At 70.8% G+C, this 16816-nt stretch carries 13 protein-coding genes and 1 tRNA gene; 7 read left to right on the top strand and 7 right to left on the bottom strand.

What is annotated here, in order from left to right; all coding sequences use genetic code 11:
* Positions 1-70: 70 nt before the first annotated feature.
* The 3 genes from ACFY60_RS04650 to ACFY60_RS04640 form a co-directional block, all read right to left on the bottom strand.
* The gene (locus ACFY60_RS04650) at positions 71-934 is read right to left on the bottom strand and encodes a hypothetical protein (RefSeq protein ID WP_388609813.1); all 864 of its coding nucleotides are present in this window, start codon (positions 932-934) and stop codon (positions 71-73) included.
* Positions 935-1191: 257 nt separating this feature from the next.
* On the bottom strand, positions 1192-2640 hold the full coding sequence (locus ACFY60_RS04645) for a DUF2252 domain-containing protein (RefSeq protein WP_388609815.1): 1449 nt from the start codon (positions 2638-2640) through the stop codon (positions 1192-1194).
* Positions 2641-2776: 136 nt separating this feature from the next.
* On the bottom strand, positions 2777-3907 hold the full coding sequence (locus ACFY60_RS04640) for a hypothetical protein (RefSeq protein ID WP_388609816.1): 1131 nt from the start codon (positions 3905-3907) through the stop codon (positions 2777-2779).
* Between the two features lie 85 nt (positions 3908-3992).
* Here ACFY60_RS04640 and ACFY60_RS04635 point away from each other — a divergent pair, with 85 nt between their 5' ends.
* Complete coding sequence (locus ACFY60_RS04635; RefSeq protein ID WP_388609819.1) at positions 3993-4469, top strand: MarR family winged helix-turn-helix transcriptional regulator; 477 nt, start codon at positions 3993-3995, stop codon at positions 4467-4469.
* A 96-nt stretch (positions 4470-4565) separates the two neighbouring features.
* Here ACFY60_RS04635 and ACFY60_RS04630 read toward each other — a convergent pair whose 3' ends face one another.
* The 3 genes from ACFY60_RS04630 to ACFY60_RS04620 all read right to left on the bottom strand — a co-directional run bounded on the left by ACFY60_RS04630 (position 4566) and on the right by ACFY60_RS04620 (position 7328).
* Positions 4566-5225, bottom strand: coding sequence for a response regulator (locus ACFY60_RS04630; protein ID WP_388609821.1), 660 nt, complete (start codon positions 5223-5225; stop codon positions 4566-4568).
* 36 nt (positions 5226-5261) lie between these two features.
* Positions 5262-7040, bottom strand: coding sequence for a sensor histidine kinase (locus ACFY60_RS04625; RefSeq protein WP_388609824.1), 1779 nt, complete (start codon positions 7038-7040; stop codon positions 5262-5264).
* A gap of 201 nt (positions 7041-7241) precedes the next feature.
* Positions 7242-7328 (bottom strand) — tRNA-Leu (locus ACFY60_RS04620).
* Between the two features lie 587 nt (positions 7329-7915).
* Here ACFY60_RS04620 and ACFY60_RS04615 point away from each other — a divergent pair.
* From ACFY60_RS04615 to pknB, 6 genes are all read left to right on the top strand, one after another.
* Positions 7916-8737: an FhaA domain-containing protein gene (locus ACFY60_RS04615; protein ID WP_388609826.1), complete on the top strand. Its 822-nt coding sequence runs from the start codon at positions 7916-7918 to the stop codon at positions 8735-8737.
* A 10-nt stretch (positions 8738-8747) separates the two neighbouring features.
* Positions 8748-9269, top strand: coding sequence for an FHA domain-containing protein (locus ACFY60_RS04610; RefSeq protein WP_309051734.1), 522 nt, complete (start codon positions 8748-8750; stop codon positions 9267-9269).
* Between the two features lie 96 nt (positions 9270-9365).
* Complete coding sequence (locus tag ACFY60_RS04605; protein WP_388609829.1) at positions 9366-10865, top strand: Stp1/IreP family PP2C-type Ser/Thr phosphatase; 1500 nt, start codon at positions 9366-9368, stop codon at positions 10863-10865.
* A gap of 26 nt (positions 10866-10891) precedes the next feature.
* Positions 10892-12334: an FtsW/RodA/SpoVE family cell cycle protein gene (locus ACFY60_RS04600; protein ID WP_309052527.1), complete on the top strand. Its 1443-nt coding sequence runs from the start codon at positions 10892-10894 to the stop codon at positions 12332-12334.
* Positions 12331-13791 (top strand): peptidoglycan D,D-transpeptidase FtsI family protein, encoded by a 1461-nt coding sequence (locus ACFY60_RS04595; protein ID WP_388609831.1) that lies wholly within the window; start codon positions 12331-12333, stop codon positions 13789-13791. Before ACFY60_RS04600 ends, ACFY60_RS04595 begins: the two co-directional genes overlap by 4 nt.
* A gap of 193 nt (positions 13792-13984) precedes the next feature.
* Positions 13985-16054, top strand: coding sequence for a Stk1 family PASTA domain-containing Ser/Thr kinase (gene pknB, locus ACFY60_RS04590; protein ID WP_388609832.1), 2070 nt, complete (start codon positions 13985-13987; stop codon positions 16052-16054).
* An 81-nt stretch (positions 16055-16135) separates the two neighbouring features.
* On the opposite strand, the gene ACFY60_RS04585 is transcribed toward pknB, so the two are convergent.
* Complete coding sequence (locus tag ACFY60_RS04585; RefSeq protein WP_388609834.1) at positions 16136-16810, bottom strand: class E sortase; 675 nt, start codon at positions 16808-16810, stop codon at positions 16136-16138.
* Positions 16811-16816 lie beyond the last annotated feature (6 nt).

Here is a 16816-nt window from a genome sequence, read left to right as displayed (position 1 = left end):
GGCCTTCTCTCTCGTCCTGCTCATCCTGCTCGTGCTGCTCGGGCCGCCGGTGCGGCCCGGCCCCGAAAACCTACTGCACCAGCGCCGCCAACTCGGCCTCACGCTCGGCGACCTGGGCGAGAAGCTGCTCGGCGATCTCCTCCAGGAGCCGGTCCGGGTCGTCGGGCGCCATGCGGAGCATCGCGCCGATGGCGCTCTCCTCCAGTTCCCGGGCGACGGCGGACAGCAGGTCCTTGCGCTGGGCGAGCCATTCCAGGCGCGCGTACAGTTCCTCGCTCTCGCTGAGCCGGTCGGCGGCGGGCGCGGGCCCGGCCTCCCACTCGGCGGAGAGTTCCCGGAGCAGCGCCTCGTCACCGCGGGCGTACGCGGCGTTCACGCGGGTGATGAACTCCTCGCGGCGCTTGCGTTCGTCCTCCTCGCGGGCGAGGTCCGGGTGGGCCTTGCGGGCCAGCTCACGGTAGAGCTTGCGGGCCTCTTCGGTGGGCCGTACGCGCTTCGGCGGCTGCACGGGCCGGTCGGTGAGCATCGCCGCGGCCTCGGGGGTGAGCCCGTCGGAGTCGAGCCAGTCGTTGAAGAGTTCCTCCACGCCGGGCATCGGCATGACCGCGGCCCGGGCCTCCTGGGCCCGCCGCAGGTCCTCCGGGTCTCCGGTGCGGGCGGCGCGCGCTTCGGCGATCTGCGCGTCCAGCTCGTCGAGCCGCGCGTACATGGGGCCAAGCCGCTGGTGGTGGAGCCGCGAGAAGTTGTCCACCTCGATGCGGAACGTCTCGACGGCGATCTCGAACTCGATGAGGGCCTGCTCGGCCACCCGCACGGCGTTCTCCAGGCGCGCCTCGGGCCCCTCGGCCCCGGGCTCGCCACCCGTGCCCGTGCCCGCGCTCGCGCCGGCGTCCTCGGCCTGGTCCACGTCCACGTCCTCGTTCCGGCTCGTCACCCCTCCAGCCTACGGTCCTCCGGGGGCCCCTCCCCCCCTCCCTCCCCCTCCCCTCCCCCCATCCCCCCTTTCGCGGGCAGCACGGTGTCACTGCCGCGATCCCCCGCCCGGTGTGCCGCGCGTGCCGCCGTGTGGTGCCGGTCGGGTACGGCGGCGGAGCACCGGGCGGCGTACCGCCCGACCCGTGGCGTGGCCGGTCACCGGGTCCCTGAGACCGCCCCCGGTCGTGCTGGTTTCGGTGGTGCGGCCGTGGGGTGTCAGACGCCGCGTTCGGCGGCTATGCGGCCGCTGGTGACGGCGGTGACCAGGTCGGCGTGGTCGGCCGTGGTGCGGTCGGCGTAGGCGACGGCGAAGGCGGTGACGGCCTCGTCCAGTTCCTCGTTCTTGCCGCAGTACCCGGCTATGAGGCGCGGGTCGGCGCTGTGGGCGTGCGCCCGGGCGAGCAGGGCCCCGGTCATGCGCCCGTAGTCGTCGAGCTGGTCGGCGGTGAGGGCGGCGGGGTCGACGCTGCCCTTGCGGTTGCGGAACTGCCGGACCTGGTAGGGGCGTCCCTCGACCGTCGTCCAGCCGAGGAGCATGTCGCTGACGACTTGCATGCGCTTCTGCCCGAGGACCACCCGTCGTCCCTCGTGGCCGGTGTCCGTGACGGTGAAGCCGGCCGACGGCAGGTGCGGCAGGAGGGCCGACGGACGGGCTTCCTTCACCTGAAGGACCAGGGCTTCGCCCCGGTGGTCGAGGAGCAGCACCACATAGGAGCGGGTGCCGACGCTGCCGGTGCCGACGACCCGGAAGGCGACGTCGTGGACGGCGTACCGCGCGAGCAGCGGGCGGCGGTCCTCGGAAACGGTCTCCAGGTAGGGGCCGAGGGAGGCGGCCACGAGCGCCGCCTCGGCGTCGGGGACCCTGCGGAGCACGGGCGGTGCGTCGACGAACCTACGGCCGCCGCCCTCCTCGCATCCGACGGCCTCGGTGGCACGGGCGGCGAACCGGGCGCTGGTGTTGTTGCGGGCCTTCGTGGAGACCCGCTCCAGGGTGCCGAGGAGGTCGCGGGCGTCGGTGTGGGAGACGAGTTCCTCGTCGGCGATCGCGTTCCACGCGTCGAGGACGGGCAGCCGGGCGAGGAGGCGCATGGTGCGCCGGTACGCGCCGACGGTGTCGAAGGCGGCGGCCTGGCAGGTGGTCCCGTCCGCTCCCACTTCACGCCCGGCGAGGACCAGGGAGGTGGCGAGCCGCTTCAGGTCCCATTCCCAGGGGCCGACGACGGTCTCGTCGAAGTCGTTGAGGTCCATGACGAGACGGCCGTGGGCGTCGCCGTAGAGCCCGAAGTTGGCCGCGTGCGCGTCGCCGCATATCTGGGCCGCCATGCCGGTGACGGGTGATCCGGCGAGGTCGTGGGCCATCAGGCCGGCGGATCCGCGGAGGAAGGCGAAGGGGCTCGCCGCCATCCTGCCGACCCGGATCGGTGCCAGCTCCGGCACCCGGCCGCGGCTGGACTCCTCGACGGCGCGGACGGCGTCGGGGCGGTCGGCCACGAGGGTCAGCCGCCGGTGCGCGGAGCGCGGGACGCGGGCACGGAGCTGCTTGCCCCGGTCCTTGGCGGAGTCACCGCAGTCGACGTCCGCGCGGCGGGCGAATCCCGGCACGTGCGGCACTCGGCCCTCGCCCGGACCACGGTGTACCGGCCTGACGGCCGTGATCTCGTCCATGGACGTCCTCCCCCGTTGCGATGTGCGCCACGATGTCGACCATCGTTCGGCCCGACCGTACCGCCGGATCGGATCGGCCGTCTCCCCCTGTGGACAACGGCCTGTGGACAACTCGTGAGCCCGTCGTGGGCGCCGGTCAGACGGCCACGGCCTCCTCCATCTCCTCCTCGGCCTCGGCCGCCTCCCGGTCCTGTGCCGGGGCGCCCGCAGGCGTCTTCTCCGGGGCCTCCGCCGGGTTGTCCGTGCGGCTTTCCGTTCCGGTGGCCGGAGCCGGGAGCGTGTTCCTGCGGCGGGCTTCGGCGAGGCCGGCGAGGGCGAGGAGCGCGGCGCCGGCGAGGAGCCACAGGACGAGGACGAGGATGTGGCCGCCGAGGGCGTGTCCGTCGAAGTAGACGTGGCTGCGGACGCCTTCGATGAAGCCGGCGCCGTTCCAGAAGGCGTGCAGGGAGGCGAAGAAGCCGGGCTGGAGTTCGGGCCGGTAGATGCCGCCGGAGCTCGTGAAGTTGAGCATCACGAAGAGGACCATCACGCCGAGGGTGGTCCAGCGGCGCAGGAAGGTGTGGAGGCCGACGCCGACGAACAGGATGCCCGCCGCGTACAGCCAGGACATCGCCCAGACTCCGCCGAGCCCGTGGTCGACGAGGTGGAAGACGGGGCCGGCGAAGAGGGTGCCGATGAGGCTGACGACCAGGGACGTCACGGCGGCGAGGGCGGCCCGGACCTTGAGGGGGAGGACGGCTCCGGCCCCGCCGATGACGGCGACGGAGGCGTAGGCGCCGATGCTGAGCGCGACGAGGAGGAAGAAGACGCCCTGCCCGGTGGGGTCACCGGAGGCGACGGGGGCCACGTCGGTGACCTTGAGTGGCGCGTCCTGGCCGGCGGCGACCTTGGTGAAGACCTTCTCGACGGCCATGGCGGTGGTGTCGGAGGACGCCGACGCCACGAGGAGTTCGGGGTGGGGGCCGGGGATGTAGGCGCCGAAGCTGTCCTGCTGCCGGAGATCGGTGACGGCGGTCGCCCGGTCGGCGACGGTCCGGACGTCGAGGGCGCCGGCTCCCTTGTCGTGGAGCGACTGCGCGAGCACCTGAGCGCTGGGGCCGGAGCCGACGATGTCGACCCGGAGGTCGTGGGGCTGGGGGGCGTGGAAGGCGCCGAGGTAGGCGAGGCCCATGCCGAGGCACATCAGCAGAGGGGTGAGCAGATGCCCGAGGACATGACGCAACGCGCCCGTGGTGGTGTTCGGTCCTGCGGTCACCGAGACCTCCATGGTTGGCTTTTACAACTAAAGAACCGTTGTACTATACAACTGAAACGGCGGGAAAGGTGAACGCCGGACGGCGAGGGAGCGCATCATGAGCGACGACGACGGCGGCACACAGGACGTCCGCGACGCGTCCGTGGACGTCATCCAGCGCGAACTGACCGCCTTCGCGCGGCGGGCCCGCGCCGCCGCGGCCCGCGTCCACCCCGAGATCCCCCTGGTCTCGTACACCCTCCTCGCCCACATCGAGGAGCGCCGCGGCTGCCGCGCCACGGATCTCGCGGCCCACTACCTCCTGGACAAGTCCACGGTCAGCCGCCAGCTGGCCGGCCTGGAGAAACTCGGCCTGGTCGAACGCCGCCCCGCCCCCGACGACCACCGCGTCCAGGTGCTGCACCCCACCGAAGCGGGCAGCAAGGTCCTCGCCACGGCCCAGGCGAACCGCCGCGCCGCCTACCAGGAGCGCCTCGCGGACTGGTCGGCCGAAGACCTGGACCGGTTCGCCGCCTACCTCCTCCGGTACAACGCCGCCGGCACGGCCGACCTCCCCGACACCCCCTCCGCCTGACCCGCAAGGCCGTCACCGAGCGGCCGCGTCCGGGGGCGCTGCCCGCGCCACGGCAGCGACTCCGGGGCCGGGGGTCCGGGCGACCGAGGCGCCCGGTCAGAGCCCGGCGTCGCGCGCGAGCAGGGCCGCGCGGACACGGTTCTCGCAGTCCAGTTTGGCGAGGATGCGGCTCACGTACGTCTTCACCGTGCCCTCACTCATGTGGAGCCGCTTTCCCGCGTCCGCGTTGGACAGGCCCTCGCCGAGCAGGGCGAGCACCTCGCGTTCCTTCTCGCTGAGCGCGGCCACCCTTCGGCGCGCCTCCTCCGCGCGCGCCGATTCCCGGCTGGTCGCGAGCCGCTCCACCACGTGCCGTGTCGCCGCAGGGGACAGGTAGGCGTCCCCCGCCGCCGCGGCCCGGACGGCGCCGATCAGCTCCGCCGGCGCCGTGTCCTTCAGCAGGAACCCGGCACCCCCGTGCTCCAGGGCCCGCAGCACGTTCTCCCGTTCGCCGAAGGTCGTCAGGACGATCACCCGCGCCGCCGGGGCCGCTCTGCGCAGCTCGGGCATGGCGGACAGGCCGTCGAGCACCGGCATCTGAATGTCCAGCAGTACGACGTCGGCCGCGTGCGCTCTGGCCTGCTCGACCGCCTCGCGGCCGTTCGCCGCCTCCGCCACGACCCGGATACCGGGATCGGAGATGAGGATCATCCGGATCCCCGCCCTGATCAGCGGCTCGTCGTCGGCGATCACGACCCTGATGGGCTGCCCTGCCACTCCCACTCCCCCCGCTCCCGTACGGGCGGAGCAGCGCTACCGCTGCGTGACCACGTACGACTTCTTCTCGATCAGCTTGCCGTCCTTGAAGCAGAACCGGAAAACCGGCTCCTCGTCGAACGAGTCCCCCGTCTCCGTGGACAGCAGCACCAGACAGCTGGCCCCCGCGGGCCGCTCGGGGCCGCCCTTGTCCAGGCCCAGCGTGGCTATCGAGTCGCCCGAGGGCAGCTGCCCACGCACGTCCTTCTCCGCCATGCCGACCCGCACCGCCTCGTACTGCCCCGGCTCGACCATGCCCTTCTCCATCGAGCCCACCAAGAAGTAGAGGCCGAAGCCGGCCGCCACCAGCAGAACGACGAGCGCCGCCACCGCTATCCCGCACCCGAGCGCGATCCCGCCGCCTCTGCTCCTGCCCCCGCGCAACGCCATCGCCAGCTCCCGTTCCGTGACCGTCCAGTCGGCCTCTCCGACCGCGACCGCACGACCATCGCCGACCAGGGGCCGCGACGACTGCTGCCGGAAGTCGTCCTCCGCGTCGACCAAAGGCGCTGCTTCACCGACCGGCGCCGCCCCGTAGGGCAGCATCCCGGCCACCCGGAAGCCGCCGCCGTCGGCCGGCCCCGCGTGGCACATGCCGCCGACCAGGCGGGCCCGTTCGGCGAGACCGGTGAGCCCCTGCCCGCCGCTCACCACGTCCTGCGGCGGTCCGTCCACCGGCTCCTCGTTGAAGACCTCCACGACGAAGGTGTCCGGCTCGTAGCGGAGCTCGACCCCGATCGGCGCCCCCGGCGCGTACTTGTAGGCGTTGGTCAGCGCCTCCTGGACGATCCTGTACGCGGCGTGGTCGGCGGCCGGCTCCAGCGGCCGCTCGTCACCGACCCGGCGCAGTTCCACGGAGGTCCCGGCGGCCTTGGCCGCGTCCACGAGCCCCGCTATGCCGGCGATGCCACGGGCCGCCTTCCCCGTCTCGTCCCCCGCGCTGCCCGGGGCGGCCCCGGCGGCGACGTCCTCCGCCGCGACACCGTCACGAAGTATCCCGACGACCTCGCGCAGCTCGCGCATCGCCGTCACCGACGCCGTCCTCAGGACGCCGACCACCTCCCGCTGGCGCTCACCCAGCTCCCGGTCCACCTCCAGGGCACCGGTGTGCACGGCGATCAGGGCCAGCTGGTGCCCGAGGCTGTCGTGCATGTCCTGGGCGATCCGCTGCCGCTCACGCAGCCGCGCGTGCCAGGCGATCATCGTCCGTTCGCGCAGCAGCTGGGCATTCCGGTCCTGGAGCGCGTGCAGCAGGGTCCGCCGCTGCGTCCAGTACCGGTGGGCGAGCCCCGGCCCCAGGGCGGTCGCCAAGTAGTAGAGCGTCGTCATGAAGGCGACCGTGAGCAGCCGCTGCTGGTCCCAGGTCTCCAGGAGGGTGCCGGCGACGTTGAACAGGAAACCGGCGAGGAAGGCGTTCAGCGCGCGCCCGATACCGATGATGAACCGGCCGGACGACCAGCCGACGACCATCAGGAGTGCCCACAGGCCGAGGAGGAAGGGCGCGAGCGCGGACGTGATCACGAGGACGCTCGCCGGGAATCTCCGCCGCACCAGGCAGAGAACGGCGGCAGCCAGCGCGTTCAGCGCGAGGCGCCATCCCTCGCCGCCCATGAGCTCCTCGGAGCCGGCGGCGAGCAGCGCCACGACGAGGGCGAGCGCCAGCTCACCGACGGTCCTGCGCCGCGACCACTGACCGGGCAGCGCGAACCAGTTCCACCAGGCCGCGATCCTGGCTCCGATCGCGCTCCCCGTACCCGACTTCACCTTTGCGTCCACGCTCGCACCCTAGGCAGCGGGCCGGGCCCGGGCGTCCCTCTTTCGTCTCGGCCACCCACGACGAAGGTCGTGATCCGGCGGGCGGCGCCTCCGCCGTCCGTACGCATCGGCAGGAGGCCTGCCGTAGACCGCAGTGGGAAGCGTCACATGACCCGGACAACGCGGAAGCCCCGTAGGTCGATGACCTACGGGGCTTCCGTCTGGTGCGCGAGGGGGGAGTTGAACCCCCACGCCCTTTCGGGCACTGGAACCTGAATCCAGCGCGTCTGCCTATTCCGCCACCCGCGCATTGGGTGATCTCCCTGCCCTCTCACCTTTTCGGTGGGAGCGCCTGGCGACATCTGAAGATTAGCACGTCGGTGACCGTGGATTCACATCCCTTGTTTCGCTCCCGCTCGGGGAGAACAAGGACAGAGGGGGGAGCGGGCGGGCGAACGGCAGCCGATGACCGGGGGACGGCGAAGGGCGGGGGAGGCGCGGGCGTGAACGACGGCGGGACGACGAGCGGGAGACGGCAGGGGAAGCGGCGCGACGAGCGGGCCGGCGGAGCCGGCCGAGGGCACGGGCGGAGACGACACGAACGGGAAGCGGGCGGGAGGGCGGGCACGCAGGCGCCACGAGGAGGCGAACGGCCACGCGGAACACGGAAGCGGGAAGAACGCCGGGGCGACCTGTGAGGGTCCGCACCCTCCGCCCCTTCTTGTCTCACAGCGGGGTGCGGGACACTGTCCACAGGCCACCTCTACGATCCGGGGGAAAGGTCTGTGAGAGGTGACACTCGTCCACAGGGCAGAGAAGGGGAACCAGCCGATTTCCCGACGCGTGGATACGATCAGTAAGCAGTACCAGGACGACAACGACGGAGGAGGTGCCCCATGGGAGTCCTGAAGCGTTTCGAGCAGCGTCTCGAAGGTCTGGTCAACGGCACCTTCGCCAAGGTCTTCAAGTCCGAGGTCCAGCCCGTCGAGATCGCCGGCGCGCTCCAGCGCGAGTGCGACAACAACGCGACGATCTGGAACCGCGAGCGGACCGTCGTCCCCAACGACTTCATCGTGGAGCTGAGCGCGCCGGACTACGAGCGCCTCAGCCCGTACTCGGGCCAGCTCGGCGACGAGCTCGCCGGCCTGGTCAGGGACTACGCCAAGCAGCAGCGGTACACCTTCATGGGCCCGATCAAGGTCCACCTGGAGAAGGCCGACGACCTCGACACCGGTCTCTACCGGGTCCGCAGCCGTACGCTCGCGTCGAGTACGTCACAGCCGCAGCCGCCCGCCGCCGGTGCCCAGCAGGGCCGCGGCGGTTACGGGTACCCCCCGGCCGGCGCCCCGCCCATGCCGGCCACCCCGCCTCCCGGCGCCCCCGCCCGACCCTCGGGCGGCCCCGGCATGCCCGGCCCGGGCCCCGGCGCGGGCGGCCAGGTGCGCCGCTGGATCGAGATCAACGGCACCCGCCACCAGATCTCCCGCCCGACCCTGGTCCTCGGCCGCAGCACCGACGCGGACGTGAGGATCGACGATCCCGGCGTCTCCCGCCGGCACTGCGAGATCCGGACCGGAACGCCCTCGACGATCCAGGATCTCGGATCCACCAACGGCATCGTGGTGGACGGGCAGCACACCACCCGCGCTACGCTCCGCGACGGCTCGCGGATCGTCGTGGGCAGCACCACCATCGTTTACCGGCAAGCCGAAGGGTGAAGCGGGGGCAATGTCAGAGCTGACCCTGACGGTCATGCGGTTGGGTTTCCTGGCCGTTCTGTGGCTGTTCGTCATCGTGGCCGTCCAGGTCATCCGTAGCGACCTCTTCGGTACGCGCGTCACCCAGCGGGGTTCGCGCCGCCAGGAGGCCCGGCCGCAGCAGAGCGGGCGCCAGGCGGCCGCCGCACCGCCGCAGCAGCGCGGCCAGCAGAGCGGGGGCGGCCGGCAGCGCCGTGGCGCCCCGACGAAGCTGGTCGTCTCCGAGGGCACCCTCACCGGTACCACCGTCGCCCTCCAGGGGCAGACGATCACCCTGGGCCGGGCCCACGATTCGACGATCGTGCTGGACGACGACTACGCGTCCAGCCGGCACGCCAGGATCTACCCGGACCGGGACGGCCAGTGGATCGTCGAGGACCTCGGGTCCACGAACGGCACCTACCTCGACCGGACCCGCCTCACCACACCCACACCGATTCCGCTGGGCGCGCCGATCCGCATCGGCAAGACCGTCATCGAGCTGCGGAAGTAGTACGACAATGAGCGAGCTGACCGGAGCGACCGGAGGGTGGGCAGTGTGGGTCGAGACCGGCCTTACCCCGATGCAGCGTCGACAGGGCAGGTGGGCATGAGTCTGTCCCTGCGTTTCGCCGCGGGCTCGCACAAGGGCATGATCCGCGAGGGCAACGAGGACTCGGGTTACGCCGGCCCCCGGCTGCTCGCCATCGCCGACGGCATGGGCGGCCAGGCCGCCGGTGAGGTCGCCTCCTCCGAGGTGATCTCCACCCTCGTCACCCTCGACGACGACATCCCCGGCTCCGACATCCTCACCTCGCTCGGTACGGCGGTGCAGCGCGCCAACGACCAGCTGCGGATGATGGTCGAGGAGGACCCGCAGCTGGAGGGCATGGGCACCACGCTCACCGCCCTGCTGTGGACGGGCCAGCGCCTCGGCCTCGTCCACGTCGGTGACTCGCGCGCCTACCTGCTGCGCGACGGCATCCTCACCCAGATCACGCAGGACCACACGTGGGTGCAGCGCCTCGTCGACGAGGGCCGCATCACGGAGGAAGAGGCCACCACGCACCCGCAGCGCTCGCTGCTGATGCGCGCCCTGGGCAGCGGCGACCACGTCGAACCCGACCTCTCCATCCGCGAGGTGCGTGCCGGTGACCGCTACCTGATCTGCTCCGACGGCCTGTCCGGCGTGGTCTCGCACCAGACCCTCGAGGACACCCTCGCCAGCTACCAGGGCCCGCAGGAGACCGTGCAGGAGCTGATCCAGCTCGCGCTGCGCGGCGGCGGCCCGGACAACATCACGGTGATCGTCGCCGACGTCCTCGACGTCGACGGCGGGGACACCCTCGCCGGCCACCTCAGCGACACCCCGGTCGTCGTGGGCGCGGTCGCCGAGAACCAGGCGCAGCTGAGCGACGGTGGCGCCATGCAGACCCCGGCCGGCCGCGCCTCCGGGCTCGGCCGCCCCGCCCCGCACCACCAGCCGCCGGCCGGCGGCTTCGGCCCGCCCGGGAGCGGCGACGACCACGGCTACGGCGGCATGCCCCCGCAGGGCTCCTTCGAGTCGTACACCGACGACGACTTCGTGAAGCCGCGCACCGGCCGCACCTGGCTGAAGCGCTCCTTCCTCCTCGTCCTCGCCCTCGCCGTCCTCGGCGGCGGCGTCTACGGCGGCTGGCGCTGGACGCGGACCCAGTACTACGTGGGCGCCAAGGACCAGCACGTCGCGCTGTATCGGGGCATCAGCCAGGACCTGGCCTGGGTCTCGCTGTCGGAGGTGGAGAAGGACCACCCCGAGATCGAACTCAAGTACCTCCCCGCCTACCAGCGCAAGCAGGTCGAGGACACGATCACGGGCGGCAGCCTCGGCAAGGCCGAGACGAAGATCGCCGAGTTGGCACTCCAGGCGACGGCCTGCAAGAAGGCCGAGCAGCGCCGCCAGGCCGCCGAGAAGGCCGCCGACCGGGCCAGCAAGCCGCCGGCGACCGAGGGCACCACCCCCGAAGGCACCGCCACGCCCGAACCCAAGCCCACCACAGCCGCTCCCTCCCCGGGTCCCACCCTCACCGCCGAGGAGCAGAAGCTGGCCTCGAACTGCGGCAAGCAGTAAGCACCCGTAGGGGGCCTTTCACCACCATGAGCGTTGTCACCAACACGACCACCATCGGGGCGATCGAAGCACCGAGCCGCCGGAACACCGAGCTGGCGCTCCTCGGCTTCGCCGTCGCCATCCCGGTCTTCGCCTACCTGAACGTGGGCCTCGCCATCGACGGCAAGGTCCCCGCGGGCATGCTCGGGTACGGGCTCGGCCTCACCCTCCTCGCGGGCGTCGCCCACCTGGTGGTGCGCAAGTGGGCGCCGTACTCCGACCCGCTGCTGCTGCCGCTGGCCATCCTGTTGAACGGTCTGGGTCTGGTGCTGATCTGGCGTCTGGACCAGTCACCGCGGCTGATCCAGCTCGCCAAGCTCCAGTACGGCGCCTTCAGTCCGTCCGCGCCGAACCAGATGATGTACTCGGCGATCGGCATCGCGATGTTCGTGGGCGTGCTGCTGATCCTGAAGGACCACCGGGTCCTCCAGCGCTACACGTACATCTCCATGGCCGCCGCTCTCGTCCTCCTCCTGCTGCCGCTGGTCCCCGGCCTCGGTACCGACAGCTTCGGCGCCAAGATCTGGATCCGCATCGGCGGCTTCTCGATCCAGCCGGGTGAGTTCGCCAAGCTGGTCCTCGCGGTCTTCTTCTCCGGCTACCTCATGGTGAAGCGCGACGCGCTCGCCCTGGCCAGCCGCCGCTTCATGGGCCTCTACCTGCCACGTGGCCGCGACCTCGGACCGATCCTCACGATCTGGGCGGTCAGCCTCCTCATCCTGGTCTTCGAGAACGACCTCGGCACCTCGTTGCTGTTCTTCGGCATGTTCGTGATCATGCTGTACGTCGCGACCGAGCGGACCAGCTGGATCGTCATGGGTCTGCTCATGGCCATCGCAGGTGCGGTGGTCGTCGGTTCCACGGCCAGCCACGTGCAGTCGCGTGTGGCCGCCTGGCTCGACCCCTTCGAGTGCCTGAAGACCGCACCTCCCGGCACGAACATGGCGTACGCCTGCGATCAGATGACGCAGGTGCTCATGTCCTTCGGTTCCGGCGGCATCCTCGGTACCGGCCTCGGCCAGGGCAACTCGGACCTGATCAAGTTCGCCGCCAACTCCGACTTCATCTTCGCCACCGTCGGTGAGGAACTCGGCCTGACCGGTGTCATGGTCTTCCTGCTGTTGTACGGCCTGATCATCGAGCGCGGCATCCGTACCGCCCTCGCCGCCCGGGACCCCTTCGGCAAGCTGCTCGCGATGGGCCTCTCCGGCGCCTTCGCGCTGCAGATCTTCGTCGTCGCCGGCGGGGTGATGGGCCTCATCCCGCTCACCGGTATGACGATGCCGTTCCTCGCGTACGGCGGCTCGTCCGTGATCGCCAACTGGGCGCTCATCGGCATCCTGATCCGGATCAGTGACACCGCACGCCGTCCGGCGCCCTCCCCCGCACCGAACCCCGACGCCGAGATGACCCAGGTGGTCCGACCGTGAACAAGCCGCTGCGCCGGGTCGCGATCTTCTGCGGCCTGCTCGTCCTCGCCCTGCTCGTACGCGACAACTGGCTGCAGTTCGTCCGCGCGGACGAACTGACCGCCCACCCGAACAACACGCGCGTCCGCATCGAGCGGTACGCCAACGAGCGCGGCAACATCATCGTCGACGGCAAGCCGATCACCGGCTCCGTCGACTCCGGGGGCAACTACTACAAGTACAAGCGGACCTACGTGAACGGCCCCATGTGGGCGCCGGTCACCGGCTACGCCTCGCAGGTGTACGACGCCAACTTCATCGAGAAGATCGAGGACGGCATCCTCACCGGCAACGACGACCGGCTCTTCTTCGACCGCACGCTGGCCATGTTCACCGGCGAGAAGAAGAAGGGGGGTGACGTCGTCCTGACCCTCAGCGGCGCCGCGCAGAAGGCCGCCTTCGAGGGACTGGGTGACAAGACCGGGGCCGTCGTCGCGATCGAGCCGTCGACCGGCAAGATCCTCGCGCTCGCCTCCACCCCCTCGTACGACCCCTCCACCATTGCCGGCAGCAATGACGAGAAGGCGTGGGTGGCGCTCAATTCGTCCAAGAGCAAGCCGATGCAGAACCGCGCGCTGCGCGAGATCTACCCCCCCGGCTCCGTCTTCAAGGTCGTCACCGCCGCCGCCGCGCTGGAGAACGGCAACATCACCGACATCAACAAGCCGACGGACACCCCCGAGGGCTGGAAGATCCCGCTCTCCACGATTCCCATGAAGAACCACGCCCAGGGCTGTGCGAACGCCAGCCTGAACCGGGCGCTGGAGATCTCCTGCAACTCGGTCTTCGCCAAGCTCGGTGACGAGATCGGCGTCAAGAAGATGAACGAGATGGCGGAGAAGTTCGGCTTCAACGCCGAACAGTTCGTCCCGGTCCGTTCGGCGGCCTCCGTCTTCGACAAGGAAGCGAAGCGCGACGGCAACGCCCAGGCGGCCATCGGCCAGTTCAACACCGCGACCACCCCCCTCCAGATGGCCATGGTCACGGCCGCGATCGCCAACGACGGCAAGCTCATGAAGCCGTACATGATCGACGAGCTGCGCGCGCCGAACCTGGACGTCATCAAGAAGAACGAGCCGGAGGAGATGAGCCGGCCCGTCTCTCCGGAGAACGCCCAGCTCCTCCAGCAGATGATGGAGAACGTCGTCTCCGAGGGCACCGGCGGCCGCGCCGACCTGAAGATGGACGGCGTGAAGGTCGGCGGCAAGACGGGTACGGCCCAGCACGGCGAGAAGAACTCCAAGCGGCCCTACGCCTGGTTCATCTCGTACGCCAAGACCGCCGAGGGCTCCCCGGTCGCGGTCGCCGTGATCGTCGAGGACGCGTCCGGCGTCTCCCGCGAGGACATCAGCGGTGGCGGCCTGGCCGCCCCGATCGCCAAGGCCGTCATGAAGGCGGTCCTGAAGGGCCAGGGCTGAGCCAGGTACGGACCCGCTACGGGACCGGTACGGAGACCGCCTCGACAGGGGCGTGGATCAGGTACCGGTCCTGTATCAGGTTCCGGTCCCGGACGGAACGCCTTTCCGGGGCCGGTAGCGTATGCGCGAACAGCACACACCGCCGGACCACCCATGGGTGCGGTCGGGACAGACGGAGAGGGCTGGATTAGCTATGGATGAGCCGCGTCGCCTCGGCGGCCGGTACGAGCTGGGCTCGGTGCTCGGCCGCGGTGGCATGGCCGAGGTGTACCTCGCCCAGGACACCCGGCTCGGCCGCACCGTCGCCGTGAAGACGCTGCGGGCCGACCTGGCCCGTGACCCGTCCTTCCAGGCCCGGTTCCGCCGAGAGGCCCAGTCCGCCGCCTCGCTGAACCATCCGGCGATCGTCGCGGTCTACGACACCGGCGAGGACTACGTCGACGGGGTCTCCATCCCGTACATCGTCATGGAGTACGTCGACGGGTCGACCCTGCGCGAGCTGCTGCACTCCGGGCGCAAGCTGCTGCCCGAGCGCACCCTCGAGATGACGGTCGGCATCCTGCAGGCGCTGGAGTACTCGCACCGCGCCGGCATCGTCCACCGCGACATCAAGCCGGCGAACGTCATGCTGACGCGCACCGGCCAGGTCAAGGTCATGGACTTCGGCATCGCGCGCGCCATGGGCGACGCGGGCATGACCATGACGCAGACCGCCGCGGTGATCGGCACCGCCCAGTACCTCTCCCCCGAGCAGGCCAAGGGCGAGCAGGTCGACGCCCGCTCCGACCTGTACTCCACCGGCTGTCTGCTCTACGAGCTGCTCACCGTCCGGCCGCCGTTCATCGGCGACTCCCCGGTCGCCGTCGCGTACCAGCACGTGCGCGAGGAGCCGCAGCCGCCGAGCAACTTCGACCCCGAGATCACGCCCTCGATGGACGCCATCGTCCTGAAGGCCCTGGTCAAGGACCCCGACTACCGCTACCAGTCCGCCGACGAGATGCGCGCGGACATCGAGGCCTGCCTCGACGGTCAGCCGGTCGCCGCGGCCGCCGCCATGGGCATGGCGGGCGCGTCCGCGTACGGCGGGGGTTACGGCTACCCGCCGGAGGACCAGCCGACCACCGCTCTGCGCCAGGCCGACGCGGGCGCGCAGACGTCGATGATGCCGCCGATCGGCGCGGACGACGGCTACGGCGGATACGACGACCGTCCGGACCGTCGCCGCGGCGGGCAGAAGAAGTCGAACACCTCGACGATCCTGCTGGTCCTCGCGGGCATCCTCGTGCTGGTCGGCGCCATCTTCATCGGCGCCTCCCTCTTCGAGAAGAAGGACGGCCCTCAGCAGGTCCTGGTCCCGCAGCTCGTGGGCCAGAAGGTCGCGGTGGCCGAGCGCCTCGCGAACAACGCCCAGGTCAAGATCCAGGAAGCGGGCACGGAGCGCTGCGACCAGCCCACCGGCGCGATCTGCCGCCAGGACCCGGCTCACGACGGCGCCCGCAGGATGGACACCAACGGCACCATCCAGGTGTACGTCTCCGAGGGCGCCCCGCTGACCGAGGTCCCGGACGTCAAGGAGAAGTCGCGCGAGAGCGCCGAGGAGCTCCTGAAGAGCAAGGGCTTCAAGGTCAAGGTCGTCGAGGAGGAGTCCGACGAGGACCCCGGCACCGTCCTGCGCCAGAACCCTGACGGCGGCACCAAGGCCGAGCAGAACTCCGAGGTGACGATCACCGTCGCCACGCAGAAGCAGGCGACCGTTCCCTCGGTCGTCGGCAACCAGCTCGCCCCGTCCGAGCAGCAGCTGAAGACGCTGGGCTTCGTGGTCATCACCGAGTACGTGGACTCCGACAAGCCCAAGGACGAGATCCTGGAGCAGACCCCGGGCGGCAACGAGTCGGCGGCCCAGGGCTCCGAGGTCAAGCTGCGCGTCTCCAAGGGCCCGCAGATCACGCAGGTCCAGATCCCGGCCGACATCGCGACCAAGCAGTTCAAGGACGTGCGGGACCAGCTGCAGGGCATGGGCCTCGTCGTCCAGCAGCAGGGCTCCGACAAGGAGGACGCCATCGTCGTCGGCTCGAACCCGCCGGCGGGTTCGATGGTCAACCCCGGCACGACCGTCATCGTCTACACCATGGGCGGTGGAGGTGGCGGCGGCGACAACAACGGCGACCCCGGCACCGGTGAACCCAGCAACGGGAACCCCGCGGGTGGCAACGGGAACGGTGGCAACGACAGCGGCGGCTTCGGCGGAGGCCTCTTCGACTGACCGCCGGACCGCGTGACACGGGCAGAGCCCCGGCATCCACCACGGATGCCGGGGCTCTGCCCGTTCCGCCCGCCCGGGCGGTCAGCGCAGTTCGGCCGGCGGCGTGCGGTCGCGGTCGACCTTCTCCGTGCGGACCAGCTCGCCCCACACGATGTAGCGGTAGTCCGAGGTGTACATCGGGGTGCAGGTCGTCAGGGTGATGTACCGGCCCGGCCTGGTCTTGCCGGACTCCTTCGGGACGGGCTGGAGGACGTCCACGTTGTACTTCGTCGTCTGGGGCAGCGAGTTGTAGACCTTGTAGACGTACCAGGTGTCCTTCGACTCGAAGACGATCGCGTCCCCGGTCCTGAGCTTGTGGATGTTGTGGAACTTCGCCCCGTGCCCGTCCCGGTGCGCGGCCAGGGTGAAGTTGCCCTTCTTGTCCTGCGGGAGGGCGGACTTGATCGGCTCGGTGTAGTAGCCGGCGACACCGTTGTTGAGGATGGCGCCGGTCGTGCCCTGCTTGACGAGGATCTCGTCGCCGCCCATGGCGGGCACGTGCAGGAAGCCGATGCCGTCCTTCGTGTCGAGCGCGCCGGGGCCGCCCGCCCACCGGTCGCGGACCTGCGCGCCGTCCTGGTCGGCGGCCCGGTCGGCGAGGACGTTCGTCCACCACAGTGAGTAGACGACGAAGAGTCCGAGCACCAGGCCCGCTGTGATCAGGAGTTCGCCGAAAACGCTGATGATGCCGGCGATCCGGTTGCGCGCACGTGCCACTAGGTC

This window comes from Streptomyces sp. NPDC012827 (assembly GCF_042900905.1).
GTDB classification, from domain to species: domain Bacteria; phylum Actinomycetota; class Actinomycetes; order Streptomycetales; family Streptomycetaceae; genus Streptomyces; species Streptomyces gulbargensis.
This window is presented reverse-complemented; position numbering and strand designations above follow the sequence as displayed.